Source organism: Streptomyces cinnamoneus (assembly GCF_014650495.1).
Taxonomy (GTDB): Bacteria; Actinomycetota; Actinomycetes; order Streptomycetales; family Streptomycetaceae; genus Streptomyces; species Streptomyces cinnamoneus.
In genome coordinates, this window is sequence record NZ_BMVB01000023.1 from 1 (window position 1) to 14795 (window position 14795).

A 14795-nucleotide genomic window follows, 5' to 3' on the forward strand; every position below is an offset into this window, starting at 1 on the left:
ACGCCTACCTCGACCCGATCTCCTACCTCCAGGTCACCCTCCTCGACCGCCAGCGCCGCGCAGCCGAACGCGGCGAGGCGCCGGATCCGCTGATGTCGCGGGCCCTGCTGCTGACGGTCAACGGCGTCGCGGCGGGCCTCCGCAACACCGGCTGAGGCCACGGCTTGCCCTCGGACGCCGGACGGGCTGACGTTGTCAGCCCGTCCGGCGTCCGAGCTCCGGCTACGAGTTGTACGTCCCCTGCGCGCGCTCCAGACCGTCCACGATCAGCGTCTCCACCGCGTCCGCCGCCCGGTCCACCTCGAAGGCCAGGTCCTTGCGCTCGGTCGGGGAGAAGTCCTTCAGCACGAAGTCCGCCACCTGCATGCGCCCCGGCGGACGCCCGATGCCGAACCGCACCCGGCAGTAGTCGGGCCCCATCGCCTTCGTGATCGACTTCAGGCCGTTGTGGCCGTTGTCGCCGCCGCCCAGCTTCAGCCGCAGCTGGCCGAAGTCGATGTCCAGCTCGTCGTGGACGGCCACGATCCGCTCCACCGGCACCTTGTAGAAGTCGCGCAGCGCGGCCGTCGGACCACCCGACAGATTCATGAACGACATCGGCTTGGCGACGACCACCCGGCGGCTCGACGGCCCCGGGGCGCCCAGCCGGCCCTCCACGACCTGGGCCCGCGCCTTGTGGGCCTTGAACTTGGCGCGCATCCGCTCGGCGAGCAGGTCCGCGACCATGAAGCCCACGTTGTGGCGGTTGCCCGCGTACTCCGGGCCGGGGTTGCCGAGGCCCACGATGAGCCAGGGGCTGGAGTCGTCCGTCATCTGCATGTCTCCTTCATAGCCAACCGCCGCCCTGCTCCGGTGGAGCGGGACGGCGGTCGGAAAGAAAAACCCTGAAGGGCGTGGATCAGCCCTTGACGACCAGCAGGTCGACGTGCTCCAGGAAGCCCTTCAGCGGGTCGCGCTGGATCTGCTTGGGAACGACGACCTCGTTGCGGCCCTCGATGTCCAGGGAGAGGACGACGCCCGGGGTCTTCAGGGCCATCATCAGGTCGTGGCCCGGCAGGGACACGTGCAGCGGCTCGGCACCGTGGCCGTAGACGACGGCCGGGACCAGGTCCTCGCGGCGGATGCGGCGGGCGGCGCCCTTGCCGAAGTCGGTGCGGACGGTGGCGGCGAGCTTGATCTCAGCCATGGTGCACTCCTCGTGAGCAGTTCGGGTGGACGTTACCCGGCCCACGACAGGCCGCCTGCTACGAAGAGCGCGTCGATAACGGACCGCCGCACATGCGCTTGAAAAGCGGTGCGGCCTCCCTCGCCGAGCAACTCGATGAGTCTACCCGGCGGGGAGGCCGCCCAGAAATCGATCAGTACGTCAGTGCGACTGCATGATCGTTACGCCTGTCCGGAAAGGACTCAGCCGAGCTCGTCGAAGAGGCTCGTGACCGAACCGTCCTCGAACACCTCGCGCACGGCCCGCGCGATCGTCGGCGCGATGGAGAGCACCGTGATCTTGTCGAGCTCCAGCTCGTTCGGGGTGGGCAGGGTGTTGGTGAAGACGAACTCGCTCACCTTGGAGTTCTTCAGGCGGTCCGCGGCCGGGCCGGAGAGCACGCCGTGCGTGGCGGTGACGATGACGTCCGCGGCGCCGTGCGCGAAGAGCGCGTCGGCGGCGGCGCAGATCGTGCCACCGGTGTCGATCATGTCGTCGACGAGCACGCAGACGCGGCCCTTGACGTCACCGACGACCTCGTGGACGGTGACCTGGTTGGCCACGTCCTTGTCGCGCCGCTTGTGGACGATCGCCAGCGGCGCGCCCAGACGGTCGCACCAGCGGTCGGCGACGCGCACGCGGCCGGCGTCGGGGGAGACGACGGTCAGCTTGTCGCGGTCGACCTTGGCGCCCACGTAGTCGGCGAGGATCGGCAGCGCGAACAGGTGGTCCACCGGGCCGTCGAAGAAGCCCTGGATCTGGTCGGTGTGCAGGTCGACCGTCAGGAGCCGGTCGGCGCCGGCCGTCTTCATCAGGTCCGCGATGAGGCGGGCGGAGATGGGCTCGCGGCCGCGGTGCTTCTTGTCCTGACGGGCGTAGCCGTAGAACGGCAGGATCACGGTGATGCTCCGCGCCGAGGCGCGCTTCAGAGCATCGATCATGATCAGCTGTTCCATGACCCACTTGTTGATGGGGGCCGTGTGGCTCTGCATCAGGAAGCAGTCGGCGCCGCGCGCCGACTCCTGGAAGCGGACGTAGATCTCACCGTTGGCGAAGTCGAAGGCCTTGGTCGGGACCAGGCCCACACCCAGCTGGTGCGCGACCTCCTCGGCAAGCTCGGGGTGGGCGCGGCCGGAGAAGAGCATCAGCTTCTTCTCGCCGGTCGTCTTGATCCCGGTCACAGCACAGTCTCCTTGGATGTCGCTTTGTGTGCGCTTATCACGGTACGCCCCGCACGGCGTGCCGGTGTCACGGTCACTGCTCGCCGTCGGTGGCCTGACGAGCTGCGGAAGCGGCCTGTGCGGCTGCGCTTCCCGGGCGCTTACGAGCCACCCAACCCTCGATATTCCGCTGCTGGCCACGGGCGACCGCCAGCGAACCCGGGGGCACATCCTTGGTGATGACCGAGCCGGCGGCGGTGTACGCGCCGTCCCCGATCGTGACCGGAGCCACAAACATGTTGTCGGAACCGGTCCGGCAGTGCGAGCCGATCGTGGTGTGGTGCTTGTTCACACCGTCGTAGTTCACGAAGACGCTCGCGGCGCCGATGTTGGTGTACTCGCCGATCGTCGCGTCACCCACGTACGACAGGTGCGGCACCTTGGTGCCCTCACCGATCTCGGCGTTCTTCATCTCGACGTACGCCCCGGCCTTGGACTTCGCGCCCAGGCGCGTGCCGGGCCGCAGGTAGGCGTACGGGCCGACGGTGGCGTTCTCGCCGATGACGGCGGAGTCCGCGACCGTGTTGTCGACGCGGGCGCCGGCCCCCACGGAGGTGTCCGTCAGACGGGTGTTCGGGCCGACCTCGGCGCCGGTGGCCACATGGGTGGCGCCCACCAGCTGGGTGCCCGGCTGGACCAGGGCGTCCGCCTCGAAGGTCACGGTGACGTCGACCCAGGTCGTCGCCGGGTCCACGACCGTCACGCCGCTCATCATCGCCGCGTGCAGCAGCCGCTCGTTGAGCAGCTTGCGGGCCTCGGCGAGCTGGACCCGGTTGTTGATGCCGAGGATCTCGCGGTGGTCGCCGGCGACGGCCGCGCCCACCCGGTGCCCGGCCTCGCGCAGGATGCCCAGGACGTCGGTGAGGTACTCCTCACCCTGGCTGTTGTCGGTGCGGACCTTGCCGAGCGCGTCCGTCAGCAGCTGCGCGTCGAACGCGAACACCCCGGAGTTGATCTCGCGGATGGCGCGCTGCGCGTCCGTGGCGTCCTTGTGCTCGACGATCGCGGTGACCGCGCCCGTCGCCTCGTCGCGCACGATGCGGCCGTAGCCGGTGGAGTCCGGCACCTCGGCGGTCAGCACGGTGACGGCGTTGCCGTCGGCGGTGTGCGTCGCGGACAGGCGCTGGAGGGTCTCGCCGGTGAGCAGCGGGGTGTCGCCGCAGACGACGACCACGGTGCCGTCGAGGGCGATGCCGTTGTTCGACAGCTCCTCCAGGCCCATGCGGACGGCGTGGCCGGTGCCGTTCTGCTCGTGCTGGACGGCGGTGCGCACGCCGGGGTCGATCTCGGCCAGGTGGCCGGCGACCTGCTCGCGGGCGTGCCCGACGATGACGACGAGGTGCTCGGGGTCGAGCTCGCGGGCGGCGGCGACGACGTGCCCGACGAGGGAGCGGCCGCAGATCGCGTGCAGGACCTTGGGTGTGGCCGACTTCATGCGGGTGCCCTCACCCGCTGCGAGGACGACGACGGCTGCCGGGCGGTTGGCGCTCACGGGTGTGCCCTTCGGCTTCGAGGGGGTGGACACCCGCAGGATACCGGGGCGTAAGAGGGGGGAAACGCGGAAGGGTCCCGACCTGGGAGGTCAGGACCCTCTGCATTCGAACTGCCAGCTCCGCCGCCAGGACTCGAACCCGGACCGAAGAGCACCAAAAGCTCCCGTGCTGCCAATTACACTACGGCGGAAAGCGCACCAAAACGGACGATTCCTAGATCGTCGCTTTGGCCCCCACCACTATGCCGTACCACCAGCCCTCGACGCGACGGTAGAGGTCGGCGCTTTTCAGTACATCGACGACGAGGCAGCCGTGGTAGCTCTCGCCCACGTTCTTGCGGACCGTTGCGGGGTTGTGTTTCTTGAGCGTCGTCTTCTTCAAGGTCGCGGCGTCGACACCGGCTACGTCGGCCCAGAACCTCTCCGACCGCGCGACGTCGGCATTCTCATGAATCATGACGCGGTACTGAATGTGCTCGGGCCGCACGCCGAGCAGCGACAACCAGGCCAGGTAGACCTGGATCATGTCCGGGTCACTGTTGATGAACGTGACGCGCTCACTCAGCCGGTGAGGCTTGCTCTTCGCACCCTCCGACCAGTACAGCCCCACCCCCACGAGGAACAGCTCGCGGTCCGTCATCCTGCCGATCTCGTGCGCGGCGTCCAGCTTCGTCTCGATGCGCTTGACCGCCTGTGCCCGGCGATGGGGAGCCCAGCGGGCTTCCTGCATCTCGTGCATCTGCTCCGCCGACTTCTGCGGCTTCGGCAGATCCCGCACCCAAAGCGACACCGAGCTTTTCGCCACCCCCAGCTCGGCCACGATCTCGTCGTACGTCCTCCCCGCCAGCCGCAGCTCGCGGGCGCGGGTCTGCATCTCCGTCTTCGCGTGGACCATGGCGGCAGCGTTTCCGCCCGGTACGGGCGGACGGATCGAATCCGCGATCGATTCCGCAGTTCGAGGGAAAAATGCCGGTTTCGCCGTCGTTCATGTGTGCCGCGTGCTGGTGTGCGCACCGGAAATCCAGTGGCACCCGCCCGTAGTCTGGGTGGTATGAGCGCAACGGGGGCAATCGCGGAGGAGGGCGCGCGTGGCGCGCCCACAGGGCCGTGGTGGTGGACGCGGCGGCGGAGTCTGGTGCTGGACGCCGTGCTGGCACTGGCGTCCGCCGTGGAATGTCTGCTGGAGGGGATCTCCTTCTCGCACGACGTGGGGGTACCCCCCGTCGTCGGCGGCCTGCTGGGGGTGCCGGCGGGCGCCTCGCTGCTGCTGCGGCGCCGGTGGCCGGTGGCCGTGGTGCTGGTGTCCATCGCCACCACGCCGGCCGAGATGGGCTTCCTGCTCGGCGTCGTCGGCCTGTACACCCTGGCGGCCTCCGAGGTGCCGCGCCGCATCACCGTCGTGCTGTCCGCGGCGTCGCTGGCGGGCACGCTGGTGGTGGCCCTGGCCCGCTTCCACCAGGACACCGCCGAGGACGGCTACCACCCCGGCCTCTGGGCGATGATCATCTTCTCGGTGGTGATGGCCCTCGGTCTGACGGCCCCGCCGGTCCTGCTCGGCCTGTACGTGGGGGCCAGACGCCGCCTGGTGGAGAGCCTGCGGGAGCGCGCGGACGGGCTGGAGCGCGAGCTGTCGCTGCTTGCCGACCGGGCGGAGGAACGGGCCGTGTGGGCCCGTAACGAGGAGCGCACCCGCATCGCCCGTGAGATGCACGACGTCGTGGCCCACCGGGTGTCCCTGATGGTCGTCCACGCGGCGGCGCTGCAGGCGGTTGCCCTGAAGGACCCCGAGAAGGCGTCGAAGAACGCCGGGCTCGTCGGCGACATGGGCCGGCAGGCGCTCACGGAGCTGCGCGAGATGCTCGGCGTGCTGCGCACCGCCCCGGACGGGGCCGCGGCGCCGCCCCAGCCGGTGGCGGCGCAGTCCGAGCGGCTGGCGGCCGTGGCCGCGGTGGCCGCGGCCCGGGTACGGGTCGCGGCGGGCGGCCCCGCACCGGACGCCGGGGACGGCGGGCCGGCCCTGGACGGGCTGGAGGACCTGGTGGGCCAGTCGCGGGCGGCCGGGATGACGGTGGAGCTGACAGCCCAGGGCGAGGAGCGTTCGTACGCCCCCGATGTGGAGCAGACCGCCTATCGCGTGGTGCAGGAGGCGCTCACCAACGTCCACAAGCACGCGCCGGGCGCGAAGACGGTGGTGCGGCTCGCGCACCGGGACGCCGAGGTGGCGCTGCAGGTGGAGAACGGCCCGCCGGACGGCGGCGCGGACGCGGGTCTGCGGCTGCCCAGCGGCGGGAACGGCCTGGTCGGCATGGAGGAGCGGGTCAAGGCGCTGGGCGGTGTCTTCGTGTCCGGGCCGACCGACGCGGGCGGATTCCGGGTCTCGGCGGTGATACCGGACCGGCGTTGAGCGCCGCTCCGCTCACGTCACCCGGCGCCCGGGGGCGGCGGCCGAGAGGCGGGAGGGCCGGGTTCCGGTGACGAGCGTGCCGATGGCGTGATCGATGTCGGAACCGAGGTACCAGTCGCCGGTGTGGTCGAGGCTGTAGACGCGGCCGTGCGCGTCGATGACGAGGAGTGCCTGTCCGTCCAGCTCCTGGCCCAGGGGGCAGACCTCGGCGCCCAGCGCGCGGCCGAGGTCGGCGACGGTGCGGGCGAGGTGGAGGCCGTGCAGGGGATCGACGTGGAAGGCCGTGGGGGCGATGTGCCGGCCCTGTCCCGGCGGGGTGACGTGCAGTCCGCCGAACTCGGCCCACGCCTCGACGGCGGCGGGGAAGACGGTGTGCCGGTGCCCGGCGGGGGAGGTGTGGGCGCGCAGCGCGTCGGCCCAGTTCTCGGCGGCCTTGATGTCCCAGCGGCCGGGCTGCCAGCCGGCTTCGCGCAGGGCGGCGTCGACGGCGACGGGGAAGCGGGTGGCGGCGGTGCGGTCGAAAGCACGCATGGGTGGTGGTCAGTTCCTGCCGTTGGTCGGGGCGCCGGCCTCGACGGCCCGTACGCCGAAGTGGGCCAGGAGCGCGGTACAGGACCGGCAGGGCGCGGCGTAGGCGCCGTGGCGCGGGTCGCCGTCCTCGCGGATGTGGCGGGCGGTCAGTTTGGACTGCTTCAGGGCGCGGCGGGCCTCGCCGTGGGTGAGCGGTTTGCGGGCCGCACGTTTGCTGCGGCCGCTCTCGAAGCCCGTGAGGTAGCGCGTGAGGAGGACCGCCTCGGGGCAGCGGCCGGTGAAGCGCTCGCGCCGCTCGTTGGTGAGGGTGTCGAGGAAGTCCTGGACCAGAGGATGAAGTCTGGGTGGTTGGTCCGATTTTCCGGCGGTGCAGGTGAGGGTCTCGCCGCGCACGGACAGGGCGGCCGCCACGGCGGGCAGGATGCCGTCCCGGCGGTGCAGCAGTGCCGGCGGCCGGTCGGCGTCCTCGCTGGAGCTCCAGGTGAGCCGGGGATCGCCGGGTGTGGCGGCCCCTTCGTCGGCGGGCCGGCGGTCCTTGGTCGTGTGCATGGCGGTTCTTCCCTCCCGTGCAATCCCCCTGTTGCGGGGATCAGCCTGCCAAATGGGGTGGCCGGTGTGAAAGGCAGGGCGGTGTTGCGTGCGGTGCGTGTGCCGAATGATCACTGTGAGGTCACGAGTTGTCGCGCAGCGGCCGCCGGATGCTCTCCCTTGGTGCCGCTTCGTACGCACCTGCAAGCATCCGGGCACACCCGCCGGGCCCGCCCCGGACCGTTGCCGGAGACACCCTTCCTGCGGCACCGCATAGGCTGTCGCCCACGAGTGTTCCCGGCGTCGGCCGCATGTCCGGGTCTTCAGTAGTCCTGTAGGAGACACAGTCAGCAGGGGGCTTCCGCCATGACGACAGGTCGGCTCGGGCACCAAGCCGCGCCACCGAACGCGGCCTACGCCGGACAGGTCGTGCACTTCCCGGACCCGGTGCGGCGCAGCCGCCACCCCAAGGGGGTGCGGATCGACGACGAGGGCCACCCGGACTTCTCCGCGTACGCCCGGGCGGCCGCCGAGATCGCCGAACCGCCGGAGGGCTTCGGCGTCGACGAGCTGCGCCTGACCGACTACGTGTCGGCCAACGCCGCCCTGCACGCCGCCGGCCACGAGCTGTGGGCCAGCCTGCCGCCCGTGGCGACGCCGCACGGCTGGACCTGGCACCACGTGCCCCGCACGCGCCGGCTGGAGCTCGTCCCGGTCGAGGTCAAGGCCCTGCTGCGGCACCACGGCGGCCTGGCCACCGCCCTCGTCGACCACGACAAGCGCGGCACGCGGCCGCTGCAGGAGACCCGGCCGGTGCACTTCGTCCTCCCGCAGCGGGACCTCGCGGTGACGGAGGAACAGGTCCAGGGCGTCGAGGAGGACCTCGGCTACCGCCTGCCCGGCGCCTACCGCTCGTTCCTGAAGGCGGCCGGCGGCTGCGCGCCCGTCGGCGCCGCGCTCGACGCCGAACTGGGCCTGCTGCTGGACCAGCCGTTCTTCACGGTGCGCGACGAGGCCGCCGTCAACGACCTCGTGTACGTCAACAAGTGCCTGCGCGACCACTTCACCAAGGACTACCTCGGTGTCGGCTTCGTGCAGGGCGGTGTCCTCGCGGTCAAGGTCAAGGGCGAGGCCCTCGGCTCCGTGTGGTTCTGCCCGTACGACGACGCCCGCGACCGGGACGGCTGGACGGTGACCGAACGGGTCGAGCGGCTGATGCTGCCCTGCGGCGAGGACTTCGACGACTTCCTCTCCCGCCTGGCGGGCGGACCGCCGGAGCTGGAGACCGTGGCGAACCTGATGGTGGACGGCGGCTTCGCGCACGCCGTCCCGGTGGAGGGATGAGCGGCGCAATGGTGACGTTCGCGCAGGCGCAGGAGCGCGCGGAGCGCTGGGTCAACGGCGAGGTGCCGGCCTATCTCCAACGCGAGGTGTGCGTGAGGGAATTCGGCCTGGGCTTCGTCTGCTGGGCGGAGGACCGCGAGGACGGCCCGACCGGCGACGGCGCCCGCCTCCGCATGGTCATCGCCCGGGACAGCGGCGAGACGACGCTGTGGCCGGGACTGCCGGTGGGCGAAGTGATCCGCCGGTACGAGGAGGAGTACGGCACCGTGGACGAACCGGCACCGAGCACCACGGACGCGGCCCCACCGCGCCGAGTGGACCTGGAGGCGACGTCCTTCCTGCTGAGCCCGCCCCAGTGGCTGCAGGACGCGGCGGACGCGATCGGGATCCCGGACCGGAGGTCGGGGGGCACGGGGGCCGCGGGGGCCGCGGACGCGGCCTCGGGCTCGGACCGGGGTGCGGCTTCGGGTGCGGCTTCGGCCTCGGGTTCGGCCCCGGCCCCGGCCCCGGGCTCGGCTTCGGGTGTGGCTGCGGCCTCGGGCTCGGGCTGGGGCTCGGACCAGGGCGCGGCTCCGGCCGCGGGTTCGGGTGCGGCCTCTGCCCTGGCTCCGGCCTCGGGTTCCGGCGACGCTTCGGCTTCGGCTTCGGCTTCGGCTTCGGCTTCTGCGCCGGCTTCGGCCTCGGGCGTGGCCTCGGGTTCGGGTGCGGTTCCGGGTGCGGCCTCGGCTCCGGCTGCGGACCCGGGCGTGCAGGCGCCTGCGGCGGCCGGTTCGGGTGACGCCGTGGTGCCGGGTGCGCGCGACGCAGCCGGTGTCTCCGGCCCGCCGGAGGCCGACGTGCAGGACGCCGTGCCGGACGCCCCGTGGGCCGACGTGGACGTGACGGGCCGTCCGTCCTCGCAGGACGCGGATTCCGGCCCCTCGTCCGAGGCGTGGGCGGCGGCGGACGTGGCGAAGGACGACGACGACCGTTCCGTCGGCCTGCCCGCCACCGTGCTGGCCCCGGCCCTGTCGGGCTCGGACCTGGACGACACCCCGCCGCCCGGCGTCCGTCCGGAAGCCAAGACCGCACTGATGCCACAGGGCAGCGCGCTGCCGCGGACGACGATCGCACCCGCGCTCGACGTCCCGGGGGCGGCCCCGGAAGCGGCGTCCCCGCCTGCGGGCGGCCGGTACGTACGGACGCAGCTGGTGTCCCAGCTGGACGAGGCGAGCCTGGGCGCCGGCATGCCGGGTGCGCCGGGTGCGCCTGCGGCTCCGGGTGCTCCCGGTCAGCCGGGCACTCCGCCGCCGGGTGCTCCTGCGTTCCCGGGTGCCCCCGGTCAGCCGGGCGCCCAGGCGGCGGGCGTTCCCGGTCAGCCGCACGCTCCAGGTGCCCCTGGCCAGCCGGGTACTCCGCCGCCGGGTGCTCCTGCGTTCCCGGGTGCCCCCGGTCAGCCGGGTGCTCAGGTGCCCGGTGTGCCTGCTTTCCCCGGTGCCCCCGGCCAGCCCGGTACTCCGCCGCCGGGTGCGCCTGCGTTTCCGGGTGCTCCGGGTCAGCCGGGTGCTCAGGCGGCGGGCGTTCCCGGTCAGCCGCAGGCTCCGGGTGCCCCGGGTCAGCCCGGCACTCCGCCGCCGGGTGCGCCTGCGTTTCCGGGTGCTCCGGGTCAGCCGGGTGCTCAGGCGGCGGGCGTTCCCGGTCAGCCGCAGGCTCCAGGTGCCCCGGGTCAGCCCGGTACTCCGCCGCCGGGTGCCCCCGCTCAGCCCGGTGGCGTCCATGCCGCCGCGACGATGCTCGCGGGTCCGGGCACGCCCGGCATGCCCGGCGCCCCGGGTGCCCCCGGCGCTCCGCGGCCGCCCCAGGCGCCCGGTGCGCCGACTCCGCCGGCCGCGCCCGGTGGAGCCCCCCAGGCGCCCGGTGGTGTGCATGCCGCTGCGACGATGCTTGCGGGTCCGGGCACGCCCGGCCTGCCCGGCGGCCCGGGTGCCCCGGGTGCCCCCGGCGCCCCCGCCTACGGGTACCCGCCCGCCGCGCCCACCGGTGTGCCCACCGTCGGGCCCGGCTACATGGCCGTCCTGCGGTACCGGGCCCAGGACGGGTCCGAGCAGCAGGTCATCCGGCGCAGTGCGCCCGGCACCCCGCACCCCGAGTGGCAGATCCTGCACGAGCTGCGGTCCATGAACGTGCCGCCGCAGCAGGTGCTGGAGCTGCACACCGAGCTGGAGTCGTGCGATCTGCCGGGCGGGTACTGCGCCCGCATGATCCGGGAGACCTGGCCGCAGGTGAGGATCAGTCACACCGCGGCGTACGGGCGCGACCACGCCACCCGTCAGCAGGGCGTGCGCCACCTCGTCGAGCACCAGGGCGAACTGCACCAGGTCGCGGACGGGCCCGCGCGGCCCGCGCCGAACCGGGTGCCGCTGCCGCCCCCCGGCCACATCCAGCCGGCGCCTCCGGTCGGGCCGGACGTCATCGGGCGGGAGCTCGCCGAGGCGTTCGGGCCGCAGGGCGTCTTCCGGTTCGACCAGCGTGCCGTCTCGCGCCAGGGCGTGCCCGAGGTCGTCGCGCAGACGCTCGTCTGGGCCGGTCTGCCGGTGGACTTCGGACCGTTCTTCTGGGGCCAGGCCCAGGCGGGCCGCCCCGTGCCGACGCTGGCGGAGCTGGCGGCGGAGCGGGGTGTGCGGGCGGCGACGGACGCCGGTTCGTACCTCGTCATGGGCAGCGACTACGGCCGCCAGCTGTGCGTGCAGTACGGCACGGCCCACATCGTGGCGGTGCCCATGGAGGCGGGCCCGGACGGCGGGCCCGTGCCGCCCCAGTTCGTCAACACGAGTCTTCCCCAGTTCGTACGCTCTTTGGCGCTGCTCGGAAAGATGTGGCGCTGGCGCTACGGGCTGACGCCGGAGCAGGCCGGGCGCTGGACCGTGGACTTTCAGGACCAGCTGGCCGCGCTCGACCCGGCGGCACTGTCGACTCCGGAGAACTGGTGGGCCGTGCTCCTGGAGCAGATGTGGGACGGTCTCTTCTAGCGGCCGGCCAGGCGTGCGCGGAGGGCACAGGGCGCTCGGCCCCGTCCACAGGGGGACGGAGGGCGGGCGTCCTGTGTCGCGGAGTGTCGCGACATGGGCGCTTCGTTTGTCCGGGAATGATGGACGCCAGACCTGTCGCATACCGGATTTCCGGATATAAGGGGCTACAAGGATGAGTTCATCGGTGTCTCCTGACGGTTTCGCTGTCGTACGAGGCCGCGGTTACCGGCCGGAGCAGGTCGACAGCGCGATGGCGGAGTTCGCCCGGCAGCGGGATTCCGCCTGGGAGCGGGCCGCACGCCTGACCGTCCTCGCACGCGAGATGGAGGACGAGGTACGGCGCCTCGCACAAGTGGTGGCGAAGCTTCCACCACAGACGTACGAGACCCTGGGGCCGCGCGCCCAGGGCCTGGTGACCACGGCCGAGCTGGAGGCGGCCGGTCTGCGGGAGCGGTCCGAGGCCGAGGCGGCGGAGGTGCAGGAGGCGTCCCGGGCACACAGCCGGCGGGTGCGCGACTCCGCGCACGAGTACGCGGTGGCCGTGCGGGCGGAGGCCGAGGAGTGGGCGCGGCAGGCGCAGCTCGCGGCGCAGACCGTCGCCGACGACCTGCGGACGACCGTGAGCCACGAGGTCAAGGAACGGCGCGCGGAGTCGCTGGCGGCGCTGAAGGACATGCGGCAGCGCTGTTCCATGATCCTGGCCGAGCAGGAGAAGGAGCACACCGAGCGCTGGGACGCGGCCGGCCGTGAGATCGCCGAGCGCGAGGCGGCGATGGACGCGCGCGTGGCGGCGCTGGAGGAGTACGCGCGAACGGCCCTCGGCGACGCGCGGCGGCACTACGCCGACACGGAGGAGGCCGCCCGGCACGGGCAGGAGGACGCCGAGGCGCAGGCGGCGGCGGTCATCGCCCAGGCGCGGGTGCGGGAGGAGCGGATCGCCCGGGACACCGAGCGGGTGCTGCGCGAGCACGAGGAGCGGCGCGAGGAGCTCAAGTCGCACATGGCGCACGTCCGGCACAGTCTGGCGGCGCTGACCGGGAAGCCGGTCGCCGAGGACGCTGACGCCGGGTGAGGGCTCGGGCCCGCCCACAGGGCGGGGCCGGGTCGGGGTCGGGGCGGGCCCTTCTGGGGGCTGGATTATTTACGGCAGCCGTCCTGCGTGAACAGTGCTCCGCAAGACACCGCACATAACCCCTACGCCCCCTGCCAGGGCCCGCCCCGCCCCCGCCCCCGGCCCCTCCCGCCGGTGGGTGGACACCCGGCGGGAGGGACCGCTCGCTCAGGTGGCGGGCTGCGGCGGCGTCGTCGGGGTGGTCGGTGCTGTGACGGTGAGTTCCACGGTGAGCTTCGCGCCGTCGGTGGTGGTCAGCTGCAGGATGAACGTGCCGGCCTGCTCGTCGGTGAACAGCTCCGGCAGGGTCACCAGGCCGTCCTTGTCCGTCTTGGGGAGGCCGAACGTGCGGACGGGCTTGCCGTCCGCTCCCTTGACGTACGGGCCTGCCTTTGCCGGGGTCTTGCCGTCGGCGGCCAGGATGGTTGCCGTGATCGCCGTGTCGCTGACGGGCTTGTCCTTGGCCAGCGACCTGATCTGGACCTTCTGCGTGAAGGAGCTCTTCGGGGCTGCCTTCAGGGCGTCCGTGCCCTCGCGCTTGAGCGTGTCCGCGCGCGGGGCGGGGGCGGCCTTGACGGTGGCGGCGTAGTCGACCGGGTCGATCCTCCCGCCGTCCTTGCCCTCGACCGTGGCACGCACGGTGAAGGGGCCGGGCTTGTCGCCCGCCAGGAGCTCGGGCGCGGTGGCCTTGCCCTCCTTGTCGGTTCGGACGGTGACGATCCGCTCGGCTTCGGGGAAGTGGGCGGCGGTTTGCAGGCCGATGACCTCGAAACGGACGACGGTGCCGTCGGCGGCGGGCTTGCCGTCGCGGTCCAGGGCCCGCACCTGGAGGCGCTGGTTGAACGCCTCGCCCGCCGTGGCCTCCAGCGTGCCCTCGCCCACGCGGTCGAGCCGGGTGACCGGGGCCGGAGCCGGCGGGGTGGGCTTGGTGGTGCCGGTGTCGCCGCCCGGCTTGCCCGGCTCGCTGGGCTTGGGGGCCGGGGGCGTGCTCGGCTTGCCGGAGTTGCTCGGGGTGCTGGGCTTGTTCGGCCGGGTGTTCTCCGTGGGCTTCGTGCCCTGGCCGCCGGTCGAGCCGCTCGGGCGCGACGGCGAGGGCGTGCTGCCGGACGAACCGCCGCCCGTGCGCGACGGAGCCGGGTCGGGCACCGCGCTGACGTTGCCGCTCTTGTACGTGCGCATCCAGGCGAGCACGGCGTTGACGTACTCACGGGACTGGTTGTAGCTGAGGATGGCCCGGTCGAGGTCGCCCGGGTTGTTCAGGTCCTTGCCGCCCGCGCACAGGTAGCGGGCGGTGCCGGCCGCGGCGTCGAAGATGTTGTTCGGGTCCTTGACCCCGTCGCCGTTGCCGTCCTCCCCGTACCCCTCCCACGTGGAGGGGATGAACTGCGTGGGGCCGACGGCGCGGTCGTACTCCTTGTCGCCGTCCCAGCGGCCGCCGTCGGTGTCCTTGATGACGGCGAACTGACCGCCCGTGAGTCTCGGTCCCAGGATCGGCTTCTGCGTGTACCCGTCCGAACGCAGCCCGTAGGCCGCGGCGTGCTCGGACTCCACCTTGCCGATGCCCGCGATGAGCTGCCAGGGAATGTGGCAGCTCGGGTAGCGCTGCTGCGCGAGCTTCTCGGCGTTCTTGTAGGCGGCGAGGGCGGTCGCGGGAATGCCCGTGGCGCCGTCCGGGGCGTCCCCGGGGCCTGCGTTGGGGTCGGGCTTGCCCGAGGCGCCCGGGCGGGGCACCAGGTCGGGCAGGGCGAGGTTGGGAGTGCCGTGCGGCCGGCTCTGCGGGTTGTCCGTGCCGGGCGAGGGGTCGCCGCCCTGACCGGCGTGGTGCGGCGGGCTGGCCCCGACCGCGGCCGTCGTCAGGCCGGCGACGAGCAGAGCGGCGCACAGTCCCTGCCGGGAAATGCTCGCCGCGCGAGTTCGAAGTATCTTCACGGAGGCTGCTTCCTTGGGAGACCT

The 14795-nt window shown here is 72.7% G+C and carries 12 protein-coding genes, 1 tRNA gene and 1 pseudogene; 5 read left to right on the top strand and 9 right to left on the bottom strand.

The window, feature by feature from the left end; genetic code table 11:
* On the top strand, window positions 1-155 hold a 155-nt coding region (locus tag IE182_RS25455; RefSeq protein ID WP_190112270.1), incomplete at its 5' end, for a phosphoenolpyruvate carboxylase.
* 67 nt (window positions 156-222) lie between these two features.
* On the opposite strand, the gene pth is transcribed toward IE182_RS25455, so the two are convergent.
* The 6 genes and pseudogenes from pth to IE182_RS25485 form a co-directional block, all read right to left on the bottom strand.
* On the bottom strand, window positions 223-813 hold the full coding sequence (pth, locus tag IE182_RS25460) for an aminoacyl-tRNA hydrolase (RefSeq protein ID WP_190112271.1): 591 nt from the start codon (window positions 811-813) through the stop codon (window positions 223-225).
* A 91-nt stretch (window positions 814-904) separates the two neighbouring features.
* Window positions 905-1186: pseudogene (locus IE182_RS25465) on the bottom strand (50S ribosomal protein L25); the annotation flags it as partial.
* A 221-nt stretch (window positions 1187-1407) separates the two neighbouring features.
* Window positions 1408-2385: a ribose-phosphate diphosphokinase gene (locus IE182_RS25470; protein WP_099199608.1), complete on the bottom strand. Its 978-nt coding sequence runs from the start codon at window positions 2383-2385 to the stop codon at window positions 1408-1410.
* Window positions 2386-2458: 73 nt separating this feature from the next.
* Window positions 2459-3916, bottom strand: coding sequence for a bifunctional UDP-N-acetylglucosamine diphosphorylase/glucosamine-1-phosphate N-acetyltransferase GlmU (glmU, locus tag IE182_RS25475; RefSeq protein WP_190112272.1), 1458 nt, complete (start codon window positions 3914-3916; stop codon window positions 2459-2461).
* Between the two features lie 118 nt (window positions 3917-4034).
* Window positions 4035-4107, bottom strand: a tRNA-Gln gene (locus IE182_RS25480).
* Window positions 4108-4130: 23 nt separating this feature from the next.
* The gene (locus IE182_RS25485; protein ID WP_190112273.1) at window positions 4131-4811 is read right to left on the bottom strand and encodes a hypothetical protein; all 681 of its coding nucleotides are present in this window, start codon (window positions 4809-4811) and stop codon (window positions 4131-4133) included.
* Between the two features lie 156 nt (window positions 4812-4967).
* Between IE182_RS25485 and IE182_RS25490 the strand changes: the two genes are divergently transcribed.
* A complete protein-coding gene (locus tag IE182_RS25490; RefSeq protein ID WP_190112274.1) occupies window positions 4968-6320 on the top strand; it encodes a sensor histidine kinase in 1353 nt (450 codons plus the stop codon).
* Between the two features lie 12 nt (window positions 6321-6332).
* Here IE182_RS25490 and IE182_RS25495 read toward each other — a convergent pair whose 3' ends face one another.
* Together IE182_RS25495 and IE182_RS25500 are read right to left on the bottom strand one after the other, a co-directional pair.
* Window positions 6333-6851 (bottom strand): SUKH-3 domain-containing protein, encoded by a 519-nt coding sequence (locus IE182_RS25495; protein ID WP_190112275.1) that lies wholly within the window; start codon window positions 6849-6851, stop codon window positions 6333-6335.
* 9 nt (window positions 6852-6860) lie between these two features.
* Window positions 6861-7400: a YwqJ-related putative deaminase gene (locus IE182_RS25500; protein ID WP_190112276.1), complete on the bottom strand. Its 540-nt coding sequence runs from the start codon at window positions 7398-7400 to the stop codon at window positions 6861-6863.
* Between the two features lie 345 nt (window positions 7401-7745).
* Between IE182_RS25500 and IE182_RS25505 the strand changes: the two genes are divergently transcribed.
* From IE182_RS25505 to IE182_RS25515, 3 genes are all read left to right on the top strand, one after another.
* Window positions 7746-8723 (top strand): SMI1/KNR4 family protein, encoded by a 978-nt coding sequence (locus tag IE182_RS25505; protein ID WP_190112277.1) that lies wholly within the window; start codon window positions 7746-7748, stop codon window positions 8721-8723.
* 8 nt (window positions 8724-8731) lie between these two features.
* A complete protein-coding gene (locus IE182_RS25510) occupies window positions 8732-11731 on the top strand; it encodes an SUKH-4 family immunity protein (RefSeq protein WP_190112348.1) in 3000 nt (999 codons plus the stop codon).
* 184 nt (window positions 11732-11915) lie between these two features.
* Window positions 11916-12803 (top strand): cellulose-binding protein, encoded by an 888-nt coding sequence (locus IE182_RS25515; RefSeq protein ID WP_308432157.1) that lies wholly within the window; start codon window positions 11916-11918, stop codon window positions 12801-12803.
* Between the two features lie 207 nt (window positions 12804-13010).
* Here the strand turns inward: IE182_RS25515 and IE182_RS25520 are convergent, their stop codons facing one another.
* On the bottom strand, window positions 13011-14771 hold the full coding sequence (locus tag IE182_RS25520) for a lytic transglycosylase domain-containing protein (protein ID WP_190112279.1): 1761 nt from the start codon (window positions 14769-14771) through the stop codon (window positions 13011-13013).
* Window positions 14772-14795 lie beyond the last annotated feature (24 nt).